This is a genomic window from Mucilaginibacter polytrichastri (assembly GCF_001911425.1).
Lineage (GTDB): Bacteria > Bacteroidota > Bacteroidia > Sphingobacteriales > Sphingobacteriaceae > Mucilaginibacter > Mucilaginibacter polytrichastri.
The window spans coordinates 2713165-2735922 of sequence record NZ_MPPL01000001.1 but is presented as its reverse complement, the minus strand read 5'-3'; the positions used below and the strand labels follow the sequence as shown (position 1 = coordinate 2735922).

Genomic DNA, 22758 nt, shown 5'->3' with positions numbered 1-22758 from the left:
CTTGCTCAGTCAAAAGCCATAGTGTAGTATTTACATTAAGTTAACATTGGCTTTAATGTATTGATATTTAGAAACTTAATATGAATTTAATTTTGCTTTGAGCAAGTTTAAATAAGTGATGTAGTAATGTAGCATACAAGAATTGGTTGAAATCAAATTTTCCTTCACAAGTTTGTTACCTAAATCCAATACATACACTTAATAAAACTTATGAAGAGAATTTTTACAATCTCAAGGTTGGTATTACTGTGTTTACTTTTTTCAACTGTGGCATTTGCACAAAATGTAACAGTAAAAGGTAAAGTAACAGATGCAACCACTGGCGAAACCTTGCCAGGTGTAAGTGTTGCCATTCAGGGAACGACAACAGGAGCACAAACAGATGCTAACGGTGCCTATACTATTAGTGTACCGGGCAACGCTACTTTAACATTTACATTTATTGGTTATGCCAAGCAACAGATAGCTGTTGCAGGTAAACCTGTTATTGATGTTAAAATGGCTACACAAATAAACGAGCTGCAACAAGTAATAGTTGTTGGTTACGGTACACAAAGAAAACTGGATGTTACCGGCTCTGTAGCACAGGTAAAAGGCGAGGAGCTTTCTAAACAGCCAGACCCTAACCCGGTAAGTGCATTACAGGGTAAAGTTGCCGGTGTACAAATTACCAACTCGGGTACGCCGGGGGCATCTCCGCAAATTACCATTCGTGGCCTGGGTACTATATATGGCAGCACAAGCCCATTATATGTGGTTGATGGCGTATGGTTTGATGATATCAATTTCTTAAACTCAAGTGATATTGAGAGCATGAGCATTTTAAAAGATGCTTCGAGTGAAGCTATTTACGGTATCAGGGCTGCAAATGGCGTAGTGCTAATCACTACCAAAAAAGGTAAAGGCAAAACCACTGTTAATTACAATGGCTATGTGGGGGTGCAAAAAGCAACCAACCTGGTAAAAATGGCAGATGCATCGCAATATGCGCAATTAGTTAACGAATTAAACGGTACAAATACATTTACAGATCCGGCTAGCCTGGGTAAAGGTACAGATTGGTTTAAAGTAATTTTGCGAAATGCTATAACCTACAACAATAACGTATCTATCAGCGGAAGTACAGAAAAATCATCATACAATCTTTCTATAGGTTACCTTAATCAAGCCGGAACGGTAAAAACGAATTCTTATGATCGTTTAACAGTTCGTTTGCAACAAGATTTACAGGCTTACAAGTTTTTAAAAATTGGTTACAACACGATATTCCAGGGTAGTAATTCTAAAGATGTACCTACGGATATTATTTATAAAGCTTATGCGGCAGCACCGGTAGTGCCTGTATATAATGCAGATGGCACCTACGGCGACCCGGCTAATTACCCAATTGGTAACTCGCCAACCAACCCACAGGCGCAATTGGATAACTTTAACCAGCGCACACAGGATTATCGTTTTAACGGTAATATGTTTGGTGAGTTAAAATTTAATGATCACCTTACTTTCCGCACCAGCTTTGGTGGTGATGTAGAACAAAATGAGGTACGTACCTACATACCACAATATGCGGCTACGCAATTCCAATACAATACCACAAGCGATTTAACTTTAACTAAAACCCAAACCCGCAACTGGATCTGGGAAAACACGCTGACTTACGATCAAACCTTTAACAAGGATCATAAATTAACCTTTTTATTAGGCCAAACTGCACAGCACAACTATAATTACTACCAAACTTCAACCGTGCAAAACGCGCCAAATGCAACCGCCAATTATTATATAGCATCTGGTACGTCATCAACAGCAACAGTTACTGATAACGGTGCCATTACAAATTCCAGCTCTTACTTTGCACGGGCTAATTACTCGTTCAAGAGTAAATACTTACTAAACGCTTCATTGCGTGCCGATGGTTCTTCTGCATTCAGCAGCGATCAGCGTTGGGGATATTTTCCATCATTGGGTGCCGGTTGGGTAATCAGCAATGAGGACTTTATGAAAAACCAGCACGTATTTGATAACTTAAAATTGCGTGGCAGCTGGGGTAAAATAGGAAATGCTTCAATTCCTGCCAATATTTACACCGGTACTGTTTCACGTACAGGCGATTTAACCGGCGTTTATGGACAATCTAATGGCGTATATGGTTCTGGCGCTAATATTACTACCATTACTAACCCTACCCTGTACTGGGAAAAGGGTGTAGGTACAGATTTTGGACTTGAAGGAGGGTTGTTTGATAACAGGCTGACTTTTGAAGTTGATTATTATAGCCGTAAAACCGAAAAGGCAATTTTTAACGTACCTGTTTTAGCTTCATTAGGTACTACCAATGGTGCTATTATTACCAATCAGGGAACTTTTAGAAACCAGGGATGGGAATTTTCTGCAGGCTGGAAAGGCAATACCGGTAAAGATTTTTCATACAGCATTAACGGTAACTTCAGCATAAACAATAATAAAGTACTTGGTGTATTAACCGGCAATAATATTGTTTACGCAGGTAATGGTGCTACAGGTGGTGCTACTACCAGCATCATTCAGGCTGGCTTACCAATGGGGGTATTTTATGGTTATAAAGTAACAGGCATATTCCAAAATGCGGCACAGGTTGCTTCATCGGCACAGAAAGACGCCAGCCCGGGCGACTTTATTTATAAAGACGTAAACGGTGATGGTGCCATTGACGGTAAAGACCGCGTAGTACTGGGCAACCCTAACCCCAAATTTATGTTTGGTTTAAATACCACATTTAGCTACAAGGCTTTTGATTTAACGGTAGATATCCAGGGGCAGGCTAAGGCAAGCGTTTACAACGCAAACAAAGGTTTGCGCTATGGTTCCGAAAATTATACAGAAAATTTTTACAATAACCGCTGGCATGGCGAAGGTACTTCAAATACTTACCCATCTGCCAATATAGGTGGTGGCAGCAACTACTATCCAAACAGCTGGTATGTAGAAAATGCAAGCTATGTACGGTTACGTAACCTGCAATTAGGTTATAACCTGCCGGCATCTGTAATTAACAAATTGCATGTACAACGTTTCAGAATTTATGCTAACGCACAAAATGCTGTTAACATATTCGGCTACAAAGGGTTCAATCCGGAGATTGGCAGAACTGCCAGTTCTGTATCATCAAACTCGGCTAACCCAACTACCGCAGGTATTGATAATGGCGTATACCCGCTGTATGCAACTTACAACCTTGGCGTAAACGTTACATTTTAACATAAAAAATATTTGAGTTATGTTTAATAACACTTACAGTAAAACGATAACCGCAGCGTTGCTTGTGGTGCTTATATCAGCGCAAAGCTGTAAAAAAAGCTTTTTAGAAGTGCCGGTTCAGGGCCAAACAACAAGTTCAACCTTTTTCACTACAGAGGCTGATGCTACTGCAGCAGTTAACTCTATTTATGGCGGCCTGCGTTCATTCGGCCAGGTTGCATTTTCTCCGCTTGCCTTAGAGAGCATACCATCAGACGATGCTGAAAAGGGCAGTACAGTTGGTGATGCCACTTTCATGAACCTGTACGATACTTACACCGTAACCGCAACCGAAGGTCAGCTGGATGGTTTTTGGTCGGCACTATATATCCAGATTAACCTGAGTAACCAGGTATTGGATAATGTGCCTAAGATCACCATGGATGCTACACTTAAATCACGCTACCTGGCAGAAGCTAAATTTGTACGTGCTTATTGCTACTTTAGGTTAGTACGTGCATTTGGTGGTGTTGTATTGCGTTTACATGTACCAACCAGCAGCGATCAGTACAATGTGCAAAGAAGCACAGCTGCACAGGTGTACACAGCTATTGAGCAGGATTTGACCGATGCTGCTGCTATATTACCTGCTACTTATAGTGGTTCTGATATTGGCCGTGCTACCAAAGGTGCAGCGTTATCATTACATGCTAAGGTAGCTATGTACCAAAAAAAATGGACTGATGTTTTTGCATACACTAACCAGGTAATGGCTTTGGGTTATTCACTATTCCCAAATTTTGAGCAGGAGTTCAGAATAGCTAATGAAAACAGCAGCGAATCTGTTTTTGAAATCCAGTGTGCAAGTATCTCTTCTATTGCGGATGCTTCAAACAGCCAGTTTTCACAAGTGCAAGGTGCACGCCAAACAGGCGGTGGCTGGGGCTTCAATGTGCCAACCAGCGACCTGTCTAACGCTTTTGAAGCAGGTGACCCACGCAGGGATGCAACTATTTTGTACCGTGGCGAAACTACGCCCGAAGGAGACCTTGTACTTACCAGTAACCCTAACCCTATGTATAACCAAAAATCGTATGTGCCTTTTACCGTGCCGTTTATTAGTAACGAAGGTGAGGCGCAAAATATAAGGGTGATTCGTTATGCTGATGTTTTGTTAATGAATGCCGAAGCTGCTAACGAGCTGGGCAACACTGCACAGGCATTAGCATCATTAGAGGTAGTAAGGGCGCGTGCAAGAGCTGGCAATCCGGCAATTCTTCCAAAGGTTACTACCACAGATCAAACGGCATTACGTACTGCTATCTGGAACGAAAGGAGATATGAGTTGGCTATGGAGTCTGACCGTTATTTCGATGTTATTCGCCAGGGACGTGGTACTGCTGTTTTCGGGCCTAAAGGCTGGAAAGCAAACAAGAATGAAGTTTGGCCGATCCCTCAGGACGAGATTGATTTAAGCCAGGGTCTTTTAACCCAAAACCCGGGTTATTAATAAGGTTTTTTATAGAGCCGGAAGTCTGAGTTTCAGCTTCCGGCTTTTTTATTAAAACGGGAACATCGTATGAAAAAAATATTCTTTGGAGGGCTGGTGCTCGCTGTTGCTTTAAGCAGCTACAGTCAGGCACAAAAAAAAGCACAGTCTATCCAATCAGATGCCATTAAGCCGGTAGGGGTTGTTAAAAACCTGTCAGACAGTGCCCTGCTTGATGTGGTGCAGCGCCAAACATTCCGTTACTTCTGGGATTTTGGCCACCCGGTTAGCGGGCTTGCGCGCGAGCGTAGTAATGATGCCTTTGAAACAGGGGGCAATGTAGTCACCATTGGTGGTTCCGGCTTTGGTGTGATGGGTATTGTGGTAGCTACCGAAAGAAAATGGATCACCCGCGAACAGGCGGTTGATCGTATGCTTAAGATAGTAAACTTTTTGTACAAGGCCGATGCTTTCCATGGGGCTTTCCCGCATTGGCTGGATGGTGCAACCGGTAAGGTAATCCGTTTTGGGCGTAAAGATGATGGGGCCGACCTGGTTGAAACATCATACCTGTTTCAGGGATTATTAACCGCCCGACAATATTACTCGGGCAATACGCCTAAAGAAACAGACCTGCGGAACAAGATCAACTGGATGTGGAACGACATTGAGTGGAACTGGTTTACCCGTGATGGCCGCGATGCTATCTACTGGCACTGGTCGCCCAATAATGGCTGGGCCATGAACTTCCCAATCCACGGATTTAATGAGTGTTTGATAACTTATATCCTTGCAGCATCCGGCGAGAGATACCCGGTTACAGCCGATGTTTATCACCGGGGCTGGGCGCAGAGCGATTTCTTTAAAAACGGTAAAACGTTTTATGGGTATAAACTGCCCCTGGGGTTTGATTATGGGGGGCCATTATTTTATTCACAGTACTCTTTCCTGGGCTTAAATCCTAAAGGATTAAAAGATCGTTATGCCAATTATTGGGAGCAAAACCTCAATCAAACATTAATAAACCATGCCTATTGCCTGGATAACCCCAAACACTTTAAAGGTTATGGTGCCGATTCATGGGGATTAACTGCCAGTGACATTAAGGATGGCTACGACGCGGCTTCGCCTACTAACGACAGGGGTTTTATTGCACCAACTGCAGCCATATCAGCATTTCCATACACCCCCGAATTTTCTATGAAAGCCTTACGCCATTTTTATTATGACCTGGGCGATAAAATGTGGGGCGAATATGGTTTTGTTGATGCCTTTAGCGAAAGCGAGAACTGGTACGCCAAATCATATCTGGCTATAGATCAGGGGCCCGAAATTGTAATGATCGAAAACTACCGCAGCGGTTTGTTATGGAAACTATTTATGAGCTGCCCCGAAGTACAAGGCGGGCTCAAAAAACTTGATTTTGAATATACCGGAAGCCGTTAGCCTGCTTCTGAATAAACTACTATATCGCATACTATTATGAAATTATCTAAAGCTATTGCAGTATCGTGTTTGGTGGCTTTTGCTTTTACAGCAACAGCACAAAAGCCACATGATCCTAAAATGGATGCCTACGTCAGTAACCTGATGAGCAAAATGACCATCGATGAAAAGATTGGTCAGTTAAACCTGCCCGCTATCGGGTTTGATATTACCGGCCCGGTGTTAAGTCAGGGTGTGGAAGAGAAGATCCAGCAGGGCCTGGTTGGCGGTGTATTTAATACCTACACGCCGGCAGCTGTACGTAAGTTACAGGCTTATGCCATTACCAAAACGCGTTTAAAAATTCCTTTGTTGTTTGGCTATGATGTAATACATGGCCATAAAACCATATTCCCAATTCCGCTTGGCTTATCATCAAGCTGGGATCTGCCATTGATAGAGCAAACAGCCCGTGCCGCTGCTGATGAAGCTTCGGCAGATGGTTTAAACTGGGTGTTTTCGCCAATGGTTGATATCACCCGCGATCCGCGCTGGGGCCGTGTGTCTGAAGGTGGGGGCGAGGATACCTGGCTGGGTTCGCAAATAGCTAAAGCAATGGTTAAAGGTTATCAGGGTAAGAGCTTTGATACCAATGATGTGGTAATGGCATGCGTTAAGCACTTTGCCCTATACGGAGCTGTCGAGGCTGGCCGCGACTATAACGTGGTTGATATGAGCGACCGCAGAATGTTTGAAACTTATTTGCCAACCTACAAAGCCGCTGTTGATGCAGGGGCTGCCACGGTAATGAGTTCGTTTAATGAAATTAACGGCGTACCTGCCGCTGCCAACAGGTGGTTATTAACCGATGTTTTACGCAAACAATGGGGTTTTGATGGTATGGTAGCTACAGATTATACCGCCATTATGGAACTGATGCAGCACGGCGTAGGTAATGAAGAGCAGGTTGCTAAACTGGCCCTCGAAGCCGGTAACGATATGGATATGGTAAGCGAAATTTTCCTGAAACGTCTGAAACAACTGGTGGACGAAAAGAAGATGAATGTAAGCTATATCGACCAGGCTTGCCGCCGGGTACTGGAGGCCAAGTATAAGCTGGGTTTATTTGCAAACCCCTATAAGTTTGTGAGTGAGCAACGCGCCAAAACACAAATTATGAATGCGGATAAACTGCAATTGGCTAAAGAAGCTGCAGAAAAAAGCATGGTGTTGCTAAAAAATCAGAACAATGTATTGCCGCTTAAGCAAGGTAGTAACATTGCCTTTATTGGGCCCTTGGTAAAAGATCAGCGCGATTTGATTGGTAACTGGAGCGGTGCCGGTGATTGGAAAAAAGCCATCAGCGTTTGGGATGCACTGCAAAAGCAATATCCGTCTAACACTTTTACTTATGCTAAGGGTTGTAATATCTTAGATAATCAGGCGCTTATAGATAAACTAAACCCGCATGATGCTCAAATTGTACTGGATAGCAAAACACCCCAGCAATTAATAGACGAAGCAGTGAGTGCTGCCAACAAAGCCAATGTAGCAGTTGTGTTTTTAGGCGAAGCATTCGGGATGACGGGTGAAGCGGCAAGCCGTAGTGATATCAGCCTGCCAGCCAATCAGGTTGCTTTACTAAAAGCGTTAAAAGCTACCGGTAAACCAATTGTGTTGGTGCTGATGAATGGTCGCCCGCTTACCTTACCTTGGGAGGATGCCAATATGGATGCCATATTGGAAACCTGGTATGGTGGTACCAAAGCAGGCGATGCTATTGCTGATGTATTGTTCGGTAAATACAACCCTTCTGGTAAATTGAGTATGACTTTCCCACGCAGCGTAGGGCAGATCCCGATTTATTACAGTGCTAAAAATACCGGCCGCCCAATTGATGAGCAGCAAAAGTATACGTCTAAATACCTGGACATTCCAAATACGCCCTTGTATCCTTTTGGTTATGGTTTAAGTTATACTACCTTTAGCTATAGTGCTGTAAAGCTGGATAAAACCACTATAAATGCTGATAGCAAATTAACTGCAACTGTTACCATAACCAATACAGGTAAAATGGCCGGGCAGGAAACTGTAGAATTATACGTACGGGATATGATAGGTTCGGTAACCCGCCCGCTTAAAGAGTTAAAGGGTTTTCAAAAGGTATTTTTACAGCCTGGAGAATCTAAAACTATCAGCTTTAACATCGGTACAGATGATCTGAAGTTTTACGACATCAATATGAAGTATACTTACGAACCAGGCGACTTTAAACTGTTTATCGGTACAAGTTCGCAAGATGTTAAGGAAGCCGATTTTAAGGTGGAATAATCTCATTTATTAGCGCATATGGAGTTCAAAAAACTTATTTCATTTAGTATTTTGTTGCTTATTGCTGGTTTTGCTTTTGGGCAGGATACAACTACAATTAATTATGGCAATAATATCAGTGCTGGTAAGTACTATCAGATTCGCGGCATTAAAATGTATGCTGAAGTTTATGGTAAAGGCAAACCGCTATTAATGATTCACGGTAATGGCGGCAGTATTAATGCGTTTGCTAAAAATATCCCATACTTTGCTCAAAAATACAAGGTTATTGTTGCCGATAGCCGGGCACATGGAAACTCGGCGGATCTTCGTGATTCGCTGAGTTTTGAAATGATGGCTGATGATTATGCGGCACTATTAACCGCTATGCATATTGATTCGGCTTATGTAATCGGCTGGAGCGATGGCGGCATCAATGCTTTGTTGTTAGCGATGCGCCACCCGGATAAGGTGATTAAACTGGCCTCGACCGGCGCCAACCTATGGCCGGATTCTACCGCGCTAATACCTTCCTTATGGAAAGAAGAGCAACAGGAATACCTGGCTAAAAAAGACGCGGTATTTAAAACAGCCAAAGAAAAAAACGACCGTAAAATTTTTATGCTCGACTGGCTGCAACCTAATGTCGACTTAAAAGCATTAAAAGCCATCAAATGCCCGGCACTCATTATATCAGGAGATCATGATGTAATTACTTTGCAGCATACTGTACTCATATACCAAAACATTACCAAAGCGTATTTATGGGTATTACCCAACTCTGGTCATGGTACCTTGGTTGAGCATACCGACGATTTTAATACAAAGGTGGATGCCTTTTTTAAGGCGAACCAGTTTTAACAGGGCTAATAACTCAGATCTTAATCAATTTGCCCTTGTAAAGTATTTTTCCGTTTAAAGAGATCACATAAACATATACCCCTGGCATCACATTTAGGGGTATTTTGTTTTGCAGCTCGGTGATGCTTTTATCAAAACTTACCCGGCCATTTATATCATAAAGCTTAAAATCGTAATTATTAATATCGCCGCTAAGTATGGTAAGTTGTGTACTAACCGGGTTAGGATAAACAGTAAACTGGCTGCTTTGTAAAAATATAATACTGGCTATATCCGAGTATATGATCTGGTTGTCGCCGGTAGTAAGTGTGGCCCGGTAATACTGGATACCTTTTTTAGGGTTAGCATCTGTAAAATTGTAAGCAAGGGCAGTACTTGTTATTGGGGTTGTGCCCAATGTGGTGTATAAATCTGGTCCGGTCATTTTTTCCCATGCAATGCTTTTTAAGTTTACTATGCTGCCTATTTGTAAATTGAGCAATATGGTATTGTTTGCCAAATTGGCCAGCAATGTTTTAATGTAACAGCCCACGCCCTGGTTATTGGCATCAATTGTATAACTTTTAATGCCTTCAAAGCCATCGCCTATTGCACTAACAGCAAAGTATGAAGTTGATTGCTGCTGAATGGGGATAATAACAGTTGTGTCTGTAGTTGTGGTTAGTTGTTGTAGTGAGTTATTTTTTATAGTGTAAATGTTATAACCTTTGCTGCCCGGCTGCAGGGCCCAGTGGAGCAAAGTACCCGTAGTGCAGTTATAGCCAACATTTAGGTTTAACGGCTTTGACAGGCTAAATTCTTTACTCATCTGCGGCTGCCCGTTAATATCCATTTTAAGTATAGCGGTGGTAAAAACATCGGGCGTGGTCCATGTATAATAATTGTTCTTCAGGGTAATATCACTTACCGGCTTCCAGGTAGCACCATGATCGTAGCTTACACTTAACTTGCCAGATGAGGTATTGAATGAGTTTTGCCAGCGGATATAATTATCATCATCTGCAAATAGAGCGTTGTTGCCCGATGGATAAATCCATTCAAAATGATCGGCAATAATTGCCTGATATGCTGCGTAGAATGTTTGTGTACCTGCAGGGATATTACTCCCTTTTACATGTAAAATATAATTACCGGCAATTGGGTTTTGCAGGGTTATTTGTTCGGTATTGTTTATGGCATCTCTTTGCCTTTGTGCCGGTTTGGCTAAGGAGTCTGCTGCCGGGTAAATGCTTAATGCCCATGGTAATACTATTTCGCCTGCCGGTGTGGTAACGGTAAGGTCGAGATCGTTAATTAATGCTGTGGGCGCATTTAGTGCAGCAGGTAAATCATTCCAGGCCAGGGATATTTTAAACGTACTGCAACCGGCAGGCACAGTTATGGTATAATCCATTTGTTGCTGGTTGCTCACCGTGCCTTTTACAAACCGCACCTCATTGATGGTACGTAATGCTTCCAGCGCATTTAATTTGCCGTATCCTGTTTTATAATCAACATTAGGGGCACCAATATCATCGGCAGAATTAATTAGTACACTTTTTATGAGTGCAGCAGAAGGTAGTTGATGAAATTGTTTTTGATAAGACTGTTGCAATAGCGCCACCGTGCCCGATACCAGGGCAGCAGCCCCCGAAGTACCGTCTTCGCCATCGGCAACCAGTTCTGGTTTAATACGCCCGTCATAGGCAGGGCCTGCCGAGCTAAGGTCCTCGGGCAGGTTAGTGCGGCCTGTACCGCCTACAACCAATACATTTTTGGCCTGTTTAAAGCTGCCCGAAAGATTGGCAAAGCCGGCAATGCCATTGTACAAACCTGTTTCGGGTGTCGAAGTCCCCACGTTTCCGGATGAAAATACATGGATGATAGAATCATTTTCGTTAATCTGCTTATCGTAAGCAACGGCTTCGGTGCCATAATAATTTTCGATGCCGGTGCCGTACGAATGGTTTTGTACGCTGATGTGATAGGATTTAAAGGTAGCAATACTATCGGGCATCAGGTTTGCAAAATTTGATGAAGTGAACCTTGCTTTGGGTGCCGCGCCTGATCCTTTAATATAGGAGTTGCCGTTGCCGCCTATTAAAGTAGCCATAGTAGTGGCATGGCCTGATGTTATGCCCGCTGTGGGGAACGAGTTAAATGAGCGGCCCAGCAAGTCGAGGTCATCATCATATTTATCTTCTTTAACGCTTACATTAATACCGGTTCCATTAATATCGGCATAGCTGTCTGCTATAGCCCCAATGTTATTTGCACCGAGGTCAATATCACTAATGGCTAGTTCTTCGTGTGGTTTACGTGCGGTATTTGCAAAAGTAATGTAAGGTTGCTGTAGCAAACCGGCTAAATTTTGGAACCCTATATTTATTGTAATTACATTACCCGCCTGTGTGGTAATGTTGCCATATATTTTAATATCGTTTATAACAGAATCTGTTTTTGTGTTTACTGCCACTTCAATAATGGCATTGCTACCGGGGTGTTTTTGCCAAAGCTGCAATAGGTTATCACTTGCTTTCCATGATGCATTTGCGGGTGCTATACTTATTGTATTTTCATTTGGTAAAATAGCATTGGTAGATGAAACTATGTAATGATTGTACGATATCCTTTTTACCAGATGCGCGTTTTTAACATTGAAATATTTAGGCTCTTTAAATTTAACCAGGTAATAATTGAGTTTATTACTGCTTTGCAGTTTGTTAATAGATGTAGCTTGATAAATATTGCTAATTATCTTATCAGAAATAACTTTTTGCGCCCAGGCGAGCTTACAATAGCATATGAAAATAATAAGGAATAGTATTTTTTTAATCATATATCGCTATTCATAAATAAAGGGGAGTATGTAACTCCCCTTTATGGTATAACTACTTAATTTGATCAATAGGAAGTAGCAAGTACAATTTAGTATAAATAATTTAATGCAATTTTATCATTGGCATTAAATGTGCGGTCGCTGCCATTAGAGCAGGCTAACATCCATGAACCAGAATCTGCAGTTGAAGGAGTGCCCGGAATTAGCACTGCACCAACATTTGAAGCACCTTCGTTAGTAGCAGTACCACCACAGCTAAACGCCCGGTTCATGTAATCAGTGTGTCGGAAACCAATGCAGTGGCCCATTTCGTGTTGAATAACCGAGGTTACATAACCCAGGTTTGGATTGCTGCCATAGGCTTGCGCATTAGTATTCATTTGGATTTGGCTATAAGGGTTACCAGCCGAAGTAGGGAAGCCAGATGAACCTAATGTAATGTAGCCACCGCTTGGCCCCTCATTAAAACCAATGATCTGGATATTGCCACCGCTGCTAACTATCTGAAATTTAAGTGTTAAGTTAAGCGCATTGTAACGGGCAACGGCGTTGGCTGCTGCAGTTGCATATACAGTAGGTAAATTTGATACCGAAACAGTAACGGTTCGGGGGAGGCTTTTTACCACATTGGTGGTTCGGTACTGTTCTGTTTCGGCAATTCTTAAATTGGGGCTTGTACTAGCTTCTGCGAAATTTGCCGGGGTTAATAAGATGTCATCTTCTACGAGGTAGTTATCACCTTGTTTATGAACATCTGTAGTGCTAAAACCCAAATCAGAGATACTTTTCAATACGTCTGCAGAGATAGGATCTGCTGTGGCTGCTTTTTCGGCAGTTTGATTACTTTTTGTACAGGCGAACAAGATAGAGGTTACACATACTGCGCATAACCCAACTTTGAGTAATAATTGTTTTTTCATGCTAAAGTTTAGTTTGTATTTAATATTATTAATTAATAAATATTAGCTGGCCAGCTTCATTATTTATTAATTTTTACGAAAGTTGTAAAGGGAATGTTACATAATTATTTAGCAAAAATTAATTTTACTAAATAATAGGCAATAATGATAGTTGTAATTAATAAAGCTCGAAATAATAGTTTTTTATACCTGTTAATTACCAGAGGTGTGTTTAAGAAAAAAATTAAATGAAAGAGTTGTTATCAAGTACATTTCTAGCTATTTATCTGTTTACCATGACCAGCTTTATAACTCTGGTACTAAGTATGAAATGGTTATGTTTAGCGCAATTAAACTGCCCGATATAACTGGGCTTTATAAGAAAGATATACATGCAATTTCATTGAGTAGTCTGGTTCCATAATTAATTTCGCTGAAAATTATAGCAGTTCTTCTTTTAAGTGTGGCTTAATCTAAGGTTGACCAAAACTGATAAATATTAAATTAAAAGAAAAATGTCTCGAGCACATTTTGCTCTGTAAAATCGGGCATCAGCACATCTTTTATCCTTAACGATAAATCATTTGTACTCAAATTATAAAATGCATGTAATGAACAATTAAGCTGTAAGGATTAACAATAACAGACTTATAAAAATGCTGTTTAATATGCTTTATTTAATGCATTATAGTACAGCAGCATCTTATCCACCACGCACCTTTGTGTATTTGAATATAAATATTTCTGTATATTCGCCTCTAATATCAATAATGAAATTGCCTAAATGAAAATCAAAATAGCTGGAGATATTGCTGGGACGGATAAATTACTTTGCTTTAAAACCAATATTAAATTTGGTACAAAACACATACCTGCTTTTACTGTTGTGAGTCAGCATTAATAATTAACAATCGTTTTTTTTTGAATAATTTTAACAACTATTTAGCTGTTGGCGAATAGCTTAATAAATTTTAACAGCATATAAGCACATCTTAATATATGAATTTTAAAAGAGCCATTACAGCGCTTGTATTTTTCCTGGCAATAATAATTTCTCAAACTGCTTTTTCTCAAACCAACATGGCTGATGTTAAGGTTGATGATTTAACAGATGCACAAGTACGGCAGCTGATGCAAAAGGCCAACTCGGTAGGTTACACAGATGATGCGCAAATTGCCCAAATGGCCATTGCACAAGGTATGAGCCCAGATGAAGCCCAAAAGTTAACGGTGCGAATTGATAAAATTAAAAAGGATGACGGCAATAAGGATAATGGCACATCATCCAAAAATAATAACAATAAACAGCTTCAGAATAGTAATTACAGCACTCGTTCTTATAATAACTATGCAGATTCAACAGATACTTCGGGCGTAAGCAAACGGAATTATGATGATGACCGCAAAAAGCAAATGCGTGATGCATTTGGAAATTTGATCCCCAAAATATTTGGTGAGGACTTATTTAAAAACAGCAAAGTAAGCTTTGAGCCGAATTTAAGGATGGCTACACCTAAAAGTTATGTTATTGGGCCAGATGATGAGCTGCTGATAGATTTAACCGGAGATAATGAAGCTAATTATACTTTAAAAGTAACACCCGAAGGTACTATCCGTTTGCAATATGTTGGTTTAGTATCTGTTGGCGGGTTAACCATTGAAGACGCTACTGCAAAAATTAGAGCAGCGATGTCTAAAACCTATCCGGGATTAAGAAGCGGCAGGAGTAATATTTCGGTAAATCTTGGAAATATCAGGAGCATAAAGGTTACCATAATCGGCGAATCTTTAAGGCCTGGTTCATACACTTTATCTTCATTGTCAACAGTTTTCAACGCGCTTTATGCATCTGGCGGCCCTAACAAAAATGGTTCGTTCAGAAAAATACAGGTGATTAGAAACAGTAAGGTAGTAGCAAACGTAGATGTTTACGATTTTCTTTTAAAGGGTATCCAAAAAAATATAAGGTTACAAGACCAGGATGTTATTAATATACCGGTTTATGATGTACGTGTAGAAGCCAGCGGAGAAGTTAAACGGCCGGCTTTATACGAAGCTTTAAAAACAGAATCGTTACAAGATATCATCAATTTTGCAGGCGGCTTTACCAGCCAGGCATATACTGCTAATGTTAAGGTGTTACAAAACACAAGTAAAGAACGTAAGATAGTTGATGTTAATGCAGATCAATTTACTACTTATAAGCCTGTGAACGGAGATAAATATCTGGTTGAAAAAATTCTGGACCGTTTTGCAAACCGGGTAGAAATTTCGGGCGCTGTATTTCGTCCCGGGCGATATGAGTTGGAAAAGGGCATGACTTTGAGAAAGCTGATTGAAAAAGCAGACGGTTTAAAGGAAGATGCATTTTTAAACAGGGGCTATGTATCAAGGCTTAACCTTGATAATTCACCAGCCCTGCTTTCTTTCGATGTAGATAAGGTTGTAAAAGGCACCCAGGCAGATATCCCTTTGCAAAGAGAAGATAAGGTTACTATCTCTTCAATATTTGATCTGCGCGATGAATACCAGGTAGAAATTAAGGGAGAAGTTAGAAACCCGGGCACATTTAAATACGGCGAGAATATGAATCTCGAAGCACTTATACAGATGGCTGGTGGGTTAAACGAAGGCGCTACACCAAACAGGATCGAGATTTCACGCAGGATTAAGAATAGCGATGCCATGTCGGTATCAGCCATTACAGCACAGATATTTACAGTTAACGTAGATCAGAACCTGAAATTAGTTGGTGAGCCATTTATACTTCAGCCTTTTGATATTGTATCTGTAAGAGGCTCTGAAGGGTACCAGGTGCAAAAAATAGTTAAAATAGAAGGCGAAGTATTATATCCGGGTACTTATACCATACAGCGTAAAGATGAAAAGATATCTGACATTTTAAAAAGAGCAGGTGGGCTAACTGCAATGGCTTTTCCGGCGGGAGGATCTTTAAGACGGCCTGGGCGAGAAATACCTAAAGAGAAAAGGAATAGAGACGATAACAACGGGTATAATAACAACAATAATAACGTTATCGGGAATTATACCAGCAATAATAAAGACAGGAATGGGGTTGACAAATCCAGAGAAGATCAGGAAAAATTACTAAATCTTAGGCGTTTACAAGAGGCCCAGGGGGTGAAGGATACAACAACTCTGCAACAAGATTCTTTAACTTTAAAAAGTGATTTCGTAGGTATTGATCTTGTTCGGATCTTAGAAAAACCAGCATCAAGATATAATTTATTGGTAGAAGATGGCGATGTTATTACCGTACCTAAAGAACTTCAAACGATAAGGGTATCTGGTGAGATTTTAAAGCCTATTAATATCGTTTACAAATCCGGCAAAAGCATGGGTGAGTATATCAATGAATCTGGTGGGTTTACATATAATGCCAGTAAAAAAGATGCCTATGTAGTTTATGCTAATGGGGCTATAAAATCAACAAAGAAGTTTTTGTTTTTTTATGACTATCCGACTATTAAACCAGGTGCGGAAATTTTTGTACCCAAGCACGCCCCAAGAGAAAAGGTTGGTATTCAGGGTATCGTAGGTATATCATCGGCATTGGCTTCCCTGGCTGTTATCATTGTAACGTTGCTTAAGTAATTTAATAGGTATAATTTTTTGCTGTAAAGCATAACCACATGAGTTCAGAAAATTCATTAAATAAAAATTTGCAAGTACCTAATAATGAGCCCAATGAGGTGTCATTAAAAGATATATTTTTAAAGGTAAGGCAGTTCAATAAATATTTATTATCAAAATGGAAAATCTTGATCCTTGCTATTATTATAGGGTGTGTATTAGGATTTGTTTATTCACAAGTTAAAAAGCCTATATATACTGCAACCACTACTTTTGTTTTAGAAGAGGGAGAAAAAGGTGGAGGTTTGTTGAGCCAATATGGAGGTTTGGCGTCAATGGTAGGGATGGGCAGTGCCGACGGAAGTGGAGGGATTTTTCAGGGTGACAATATTATTCAACTATACCAATCCCGCTCCATGGTTCAGAAAGCTTTGTTGAGTAACATTTCGATCAATGGTAAAACGCAATTGTTGATTGATCGATATATTGATATGAAACGATTAAGGGATGAATGGGCCAATTCCTCTATTCGAGAGCTTAAAAATATAAATTTTAATATCGGGACTGGAAACTTAACGCGCCTTCAAGATAGTATTCTGGGTGATGCGGTAAAGGAAATTAACAAAAATCATCTGTTTGTAAATAAGCCAGATAAAAAGTTAAGTATTATAATCGTTCAGGTTAAAGCAATTGACGAAATATTTGCAGCACAGTTTAATAATCAAATTGTAAAAACAGTAAATGATTTTTACATTCAAACTAAATCAGGGAAGGCGTTACAAAATCTAGCCATTTTACAGCACCAAACAGATTCGGTAAAAGCTGTATTAAATTCGGCTATTTACCAGGCTGCAGCTATTAATGATGCTACTCCTAATTTAAATATTACGAGACAGGTGTTGAGAACTCCGGTTCAGCGTTCACAATTCAATGCAGATGCCAATAAAGCCATATTAAGTCAATTAGTACAAAATCTGGAGCTTGCCAAAATTTCCTTAAGAAAGGATACGCCATTAATACAGGTAATTGATACCCCTATATATCCATTAGATAAAGAAAAGCTGGGTAAAATAAAAGCAATTGTATTAGGTGGTTTTTTTGGATGCTTTATTGTAGTAATGGTTTTATTATTGGCTAAGCTTTATAAAAAAATTAAAGTCTTAACCGATACAAAGCAAAACTAACGATACCTTTTTTTATGTTAAGTGTAAAAGCATTGTGAATATTATAGTAAAAATAAAATCTTATTTTTCGGAAGGTCACGAACGATCTATCATAGCTAAAAAAAATATTGCATTTTCATTTTTATTAAAAGGCATTGGTATTATTATAGGGTTGGTTTTAATACCAATGACTATTAAATACGTTAACGAGAGTCAGTACGGAATATGGCTTACTTTAAGTTCGTTAGTAAATTGGATGAATTTCTTTGATGTTGGCTTGGGTAATGGTCTTAAAAATAAAATTTCTCAAACAAACGCTTTGGGGCAATACAAAGCTTCAAGAATTTATATAAGTTCTACTTATGCATTACTGGCAATAATATCAATATTAATTTTCTTGATGTTTTTGTTTATTAATCAGTTTATCAATTGGAATCTAATATTAAATGTCTCCATAAACTCGGTTAAAAATTTAAATCAGATTATTGTCTTCATAGTCGGTTTTTTTTGTATCCAATTTATTTTACAAATTGTAAATGTTGTTTTAACAGCAGTTCATGCAACCTCAAAAGTTTCGCTTATTACTTTAATCTCACAAATAGTGAGTTTAATAATTATATTCTTGCTTACCAAGTACACACAAGGCTCTTTATTATACCTTATAATTGCTTTGAGTGGTGTGCCGTTATTGGTACAAATTATAGCCAGCATTTGGTATTATAATCATAAGTACAAATACATAGCGCCGAGTATCAAACTGATAAACATTAGCTTGGCCAAAGATATATTAACAATTGGAGGATACTTTTTTTTAATACAAATAGGTGCACTTATATTGTTTGAAACAGATAATATAGTAATTACACAATTATTTGGCCCTAAAGAGGTTACAACTTTTAATATTGCTTATAAATTGTTTGCAATATTGGTTAATGTTTTTACGATAGTAATTACGCCTTTTTGGAGTTCTTTTACAGATGCCTATACAATAAATGATTTCGTTTGGATTAAGGGGATATTTAGAAAAATGTATATTTATTGGGGTATAACCGTAGTTATAGCCATCGTTTTATGGATAGTATCTCCATTTTTATACAAATTATGGCTTGGTAGTACATTAGTAAATATTCCATTTATCCTTTCGGCATCTATGGTGTTGTATGTAGCAGGTTTTTGTTGGTTAATGATACATTGTTATTTGCTAAACGGTATTGGTAAAATTAAGCTGCAATTATATTTATATATAATAAGTACAATTGTAAACATACCATTAGCTATATTTTTAGGTAAAACTATTGGCATTGCCGGCGTTACATTATCTAATGTTTTTGTTTTCTTTTACATGGATATTATTTTATACGTTCAATGCAAAAAGATATTAAATAATTCCGCCTCAGGAATCTGGGCTAAGTAATTTTTTTGCAATGAAAAGAATATACAAAATATGTAGAAAAATATATCTGGATATTGAAACCTGGTGTACATATAAAATAAGAAGCCTTTGCAAAAAAATTTACTATCCTTTTATTTTTAATGCGCAAGAGATCGAATACATAACAATACCTATAATAAGAGGTAAATTAAAGATTAATAATTATGGCAGATGTGTATTAGGTACAAATTTGGTGTTTAATAGTTCTTTCGTTTCTAACCCAATGGGGCTGAGTAAGCAATGTACTATATATGTTTCAAAAACTGGTTATTTGTCAATTGATAATGGTTCTGGTTTTTCTGGCGTGTCTATATATTGTTCCAATAAAATAATAATAGGAAAAAATTTATTTTGTGGTGGCAACGTTAGTATTTGGGACACTGATTTTCATTCGTTAAATTATAAATTAAGAAGAGAACACGATGAAAACTCTATTATATCATTACCAATTGAAATTGGTAATGATGTTTTTATAGGTGCTAATTCCATTATATTAAAAGGTGTAATTATTGGAGACAAAAGCATCATTGGCGCGGGTAGCGTGGTAACCAAAAAAATACCTGCCTATGAAATATGGGCAGGTAACCCTGCAAAATTTATTAAAAAGATAATTGATTGATATAAAAAAACGAAATGGCCAACATTAATAAACAGGATTTTTTACCTGACATGCCTGTAATTAGTATTATTTCAGTAGTGTATAATGCTGAAGAATTTTTAGAGCAAACACTTTTAAGTATTGTTAAGCAAACGTACCGGAATATTGAATTAATTATTATCGACGGTGGCTCAACTGATGGTACCCTTGATATTATAAAGCGGTATGAGAAACATATTTCTTATTGGGTTAGTGAGCCGGATAAAGGTATATATGATGCTATGAATAAGGCTACTGAAGTAGTGACCGGCGATTGGGTGAATTTTGTTGGAGCCGGTGATATTTTATTAAATGTATTACACAAGGTTGTAGAAAGACTAAAAGATAATAATAAAATATATTATGGAGATGTTTACAGAAATGATATTCTGAAAGTTTTTAATGGCAGGTTTACCGGTTTTAGATTTAGCCGAGTAGCTATTTGCCATCAGGCAATATTATATCCAGCTAAAGTTTATAAAAAATATAAATATGATCTTCTGTATCGCAGTAATAGCGACCATCACTTAAATATCTTGTTATACGGCGATAAAGATTACAAATGGGAGTATTTTCCAATAGTAATTTGTGTTTACGAAGGCGGTGGCTATTCTGCCATAAACAAAGATTTTCACTTTATTAAAAACAGAATAAAAATTGTGAAAGAGAACATGCCCTTTATTGTTTACTTGTATGCGTATGCGAGAAATTTAGTGTTTAAATTACGGAACAAGCAGTATTATAAGTAAATGGATTGGTTAAGTTTTGGATTATTATTAAATGATAATATCGGCTTGTACCTTTGGTCATTATTAGGGTCGGCTATATTATACTTTTTAGTTTTCCGAAGAATGATATTATCCATTTTGGATCCTATTGTGTTTAGTATAATTTTTTCTTCATTCGGATTTTCTGTAGTTATATTTTTGTATTTCACTCATAGTATAGAATCCAAATATCTAATTAACTACATTCTCACCCAATTGGCATTTATAGGAGGATTCTTCACTTTTAAACAGTTAAAAAAGGATAAAATAGTAGCACCTTACCAGACAATTGTATTCGAAGGTGAAAAACTTTTTTTAAGAATAACTTTTTTTGTTTGTTCATTGCTATATATTATAATCCAGTTGATCAGTTATAAAGTAATTGGCGTGCCATTATTATTGGGTACCCATATTGATCTTTACAACAATGCAGGCGGCTGGGGGGTGTTAGGGAGGATAATTGATGTTTTTAAGCCATTATCTATTTTTCTTTTGATTTACTTTTTATTTGAAAAAAGCACTTCTTCTCTTCTTTACGTGTATAAATATTTTTTTCTAGTAATTCTGATTGTATTTTTTGCATTATCAGGTAGTAGAAGCGAGTTTATGCTGTTAGGCTTTATACTGTTTTGCTATATTATGCTTAATGGTAGTGAATTAAAAAAATACTTTACGGGTATTCGTAAATACGAGGTTATTTTACTTGGTTTTGGGATGTGTTTTGTTTTTTTTACTATTGTTTTTCAAAAAAATAGTGGCGATGCAGACGCAGGTAGTAGCATAGGCATTTTCTTATTTAGGTTAGTTGCATCGGGCGATGTTTATTACTTTGCTTATCCAAACAATAACATTGAGCATATCAACCATTCACAACCTTTTTTGGCATTATTTGGTGATATCTTCTACACACTAAGAATTATCCCGCGTAATAATCAACCTGTTGTAATAGGCTTTCAGTTATTTAACATGTTTGGCGTTTCGGATACTATTGCCGGTCCTAACGCGCGTCATAATGTATTTGGATATATTTACTACGGTTTTTGGGGCAGTATTGTTTTTTCTTATCTGGTGGGTTTATTTTTAAGCTTTACCAGAAATAATTTGTTTTTTATTCTTCGCAAAAACAAATTAGGGCAAGCCTTATTTACCTTATTATATCTTCAAATTACGGTGATTGAGACAGACCCCCCAATGGTTGTTTCAAATCTGGAGACTCTTTTTTTAATGCTTTCTCTGTTGTTTGTGATATGTATTAGTAGTTTTATATTAATAAAAAGTTAGTTATTGTTGCGTTTATGTTGAACAGAGTTTGTGTTTTAATAAGAGTTTACAATAGGGTTGAAGACTTGGTAAATTGTGTCAACATCATTAGGGATACCTGGACATTGAATGATTATTTTATTTTACTTGTAACAAATGGTGAAAATGATGGGTATTTAATTCCCGAATCATGTATGGCCAAATGCAATAAAGTTATATCAGTAAAAGAAAACATAGGTCATTTTAATGGTAATTCTCAATTGCTACATGCAGGGATGGAGTATATGCCTGATGATTGCGATTATACCGTAATTTTAGAAGCAGATACATGGATGTACGGAGATCAGCTAATTAGAAAATACATTAAAAGGTTAACAGATGAAAATGCTGTTTGGGCAAGTGCTCAATTTTTTAGATATGTTAGCAATTTAGCCACAGACATTGCAATTATAAAAACATCATTTATTAAGCAGAACAGAGATATATTTACATTTGTAAGCACGCCAGAATATTATGTAGCAAACTATCTTACTGGTAAAAATTATAATTTTATTTACATTACAGAAAATATGCCTATAAGCCTGCCAAGATATGTTAGGCGTTTCCCATTTGCACCAACAGGAAGGTTTTTTACATTTGAAAATAGCAAAATGGTAACCCACCATATTGAAAGTTTAAAGGGAGGTATGGATGAGAAAAAAAGAGATTTTAATATGGTAAGCAAAACAGATTATTTTAAAAATCATTATCCTAATAATGGCTCTCTTAAAATCTTAGTTCTCCGTACCGTAAAATTAATATCGTATTTATTACCGTACAAAGGTTGGTTTTTTAAAACTAAACATAGTTACCAGGAAGTTTAATTATAAAGTATTATTTATTTTATC

At 38.1% G+C, this 22758-nt stretch carries 14 protein-coding genes; 12 read left to right on the top strand and 2 right to left on the bottom strand.

Translation table 11 applies throughout. The features are described from left to right. The first annotated feature begins 210 nt into the window (after positions 1–210). The 5 genes from RG47T_RS11675 (at position 211) to RG47T_RS11655 (ending at position 9301) form a co-directional block, all read left to right on the top strand. Positions 211–3237 carry a SusC/RagA family TonB-linked outer membrane protein gene (locus RG47T_RS11675; protein WP_074489634.1) on the top strand — a complete coding sequence of 1009 codons (3027 nt, stop codon included), beginning with the start codon at positions 211–213 and terminating at the stop codon, positions 3235–3237. A gap of 19 nt (positions 3238–3256) precedes the next feature. After that, positions 3257–4726, top strand: coding sequence for a RagB/SusD family nutrient uptake outer membrane protein (locus tag RG47T_RS11670; RefSeq protein WP_074489633.1), 1470 nt, complete (start codon positions 3257–3259; stop codon positions 4724–4726). A gap of 69 nt (positions 4727–4795) precedes the next feature. Further along, positions 4796–6151, top strand: coding sequence for a glucoamylase family protein (locus tag RG47T_RS11665; RefSeq protein WP_083627388.1), 1356 nt, complete (start codon positions 4796–4798; stop codon positions 6149–6151). A 36-nt stretch (positions 6152–6187) separates the two neighbouring features. Continuing rightward, the gene (bglX, locus tag RG47T_RS11660) at positions 6188–8461 is read left to right on the top strand and encodes a beta-glucosidase BglX (protein WP_074489632.1); all 2274 of its coding nucleotides are present in this window, start codon (positions 6188–6190) and stop codon (positions 8459–8461) included. An 18-nt stretch (positions 8462–8479) separates the two neighbouring features. Continuing rightward, a complete protein-coding gene (locus tag RG47T_RS11655) occupies positions 8480–9301 on the top strand; it encodes an alpha/beta fold hydrolase (protein ID WP_074489631.1) in 822 nt (273 codons plus the stop codon). A gap of 13 nt (positions 9302–9314) precedes the next feature. Here RG47T_RS11655 and RG47T_RS11650 read toward each other — a convergent pair whose 3' ends face one another. Beyond that, the gene (locus tag RG47T_RS11650; RefSeq protein ID WP_074489630.1) at positions 9315–12119 is read right to left on the bottom strand and encodes a S8 family peptidase; all 2805 of its coding nucleotides are present in this window, start codon (positions 12117–12119) and stop codon (positions 9315–9317) included. Between the two features lie 89 nt (positions 12120–12208). Beyond that, positions 12209–13039 carry a M57 family metalloprotease gene (locus RG47T_RS11645; protein WP_074489629.1) on the bottom strand — a complete coding sequence of 277 codons (831 nt, stop codon included), beginning with the start codon at positions 13037–13039 and terminating at the stop codon, positions 12209–12211. A gap of 978 nt (positions 13040–14017) precedes the next feature. Here RG47T_RS11645 and RG47T_RS11640 point away from each other — a divergent pair. The 7 genes from RG47T_RS11640 to RG47T_RS11605 all read left to right on the top strand — a co-directional run bounded on the left by RG47T_RS11640 (position 14018) and on the right by RG47T_RS11605 (position 22734). Continuing rightward, positions 14018–16633: an SLBB domain-containing protein gene (locus tag RG47T_RS11640; protein ID WP_074489628.1), complete on the top strand. Its 2616-nt coding sequence runs from the start codon at positions 14018–14020 to the stop codon at positions 16631–16633. A 38-nt stretch (positions 16634–16671) separates the two neighbouring features. Then, a complete protein-coding gene (locus RG47T_RS11635) occupies positions 16672–17796 on the top strand; it encodes a Wzz/FepE/Etk N-terminal domain-containing protein (protein ID WP_074489627.1) in 1125 nt (374 codons plus the stop codon). A 34-nt stretch (positions 17797–17830) separates the two neighbouring features. After that, the gene (locus RG47T_RS11630) at positions 17831–19189 is read left to right on the top strand and encodes a lipopolysaccharide biosynthesis protein (protein ID WP_171972521.1); all 1359 of its coding nucleotides are present in this window, start codon (positions 17831–17833) and stop codon (positions 19187–19189) included. Positions 19190–19199: 10 nt separating this feature from the next. Continuing rightward, entirely contained in the window at positions 19200–19826 is a 627-nt protein-coding gene (locus RG47T_RS26715) for an acyltransferase (protein WP_083627386.1), read from the top strand. A gap of 14 nt (positions 19827–19840) precedes the next feature. Next, on the top strand, positions 19841–20593 hold the full coding sequence (locus tag RG47T_RS11620) for a glycosyltransferase family 2 protein (protein ID WP_074489625.1): 753 nt from the start codon (positions 19841–19843) through the stop codon (positions 20591–20593). 234 nt (positions 20594–20827) lie between these two features. Further along, a complete protein-coding gene (locus RG47T_RS11610; RefSeq protein WP_074489623.1) occupies positions 20828–21892 on the top strand; it encodes an O-antigen polymerase in 1065 nt (354 codons plus the stop codon). A gap of 14 nt (positions 21893–21906) precedes the next feature. Further along, positions 21907–22734, top strand: a complete 828-nt coding sequence (locus RG47T_RS11605) for a glycosyltransferase family 2 protein (RefSeq protein ID WP_074489622.1) — start codon at positions 21907–21909, stop codon at positions 22732–22734. Positions 22735–22758: the final 24 nt, after the last annotated feature.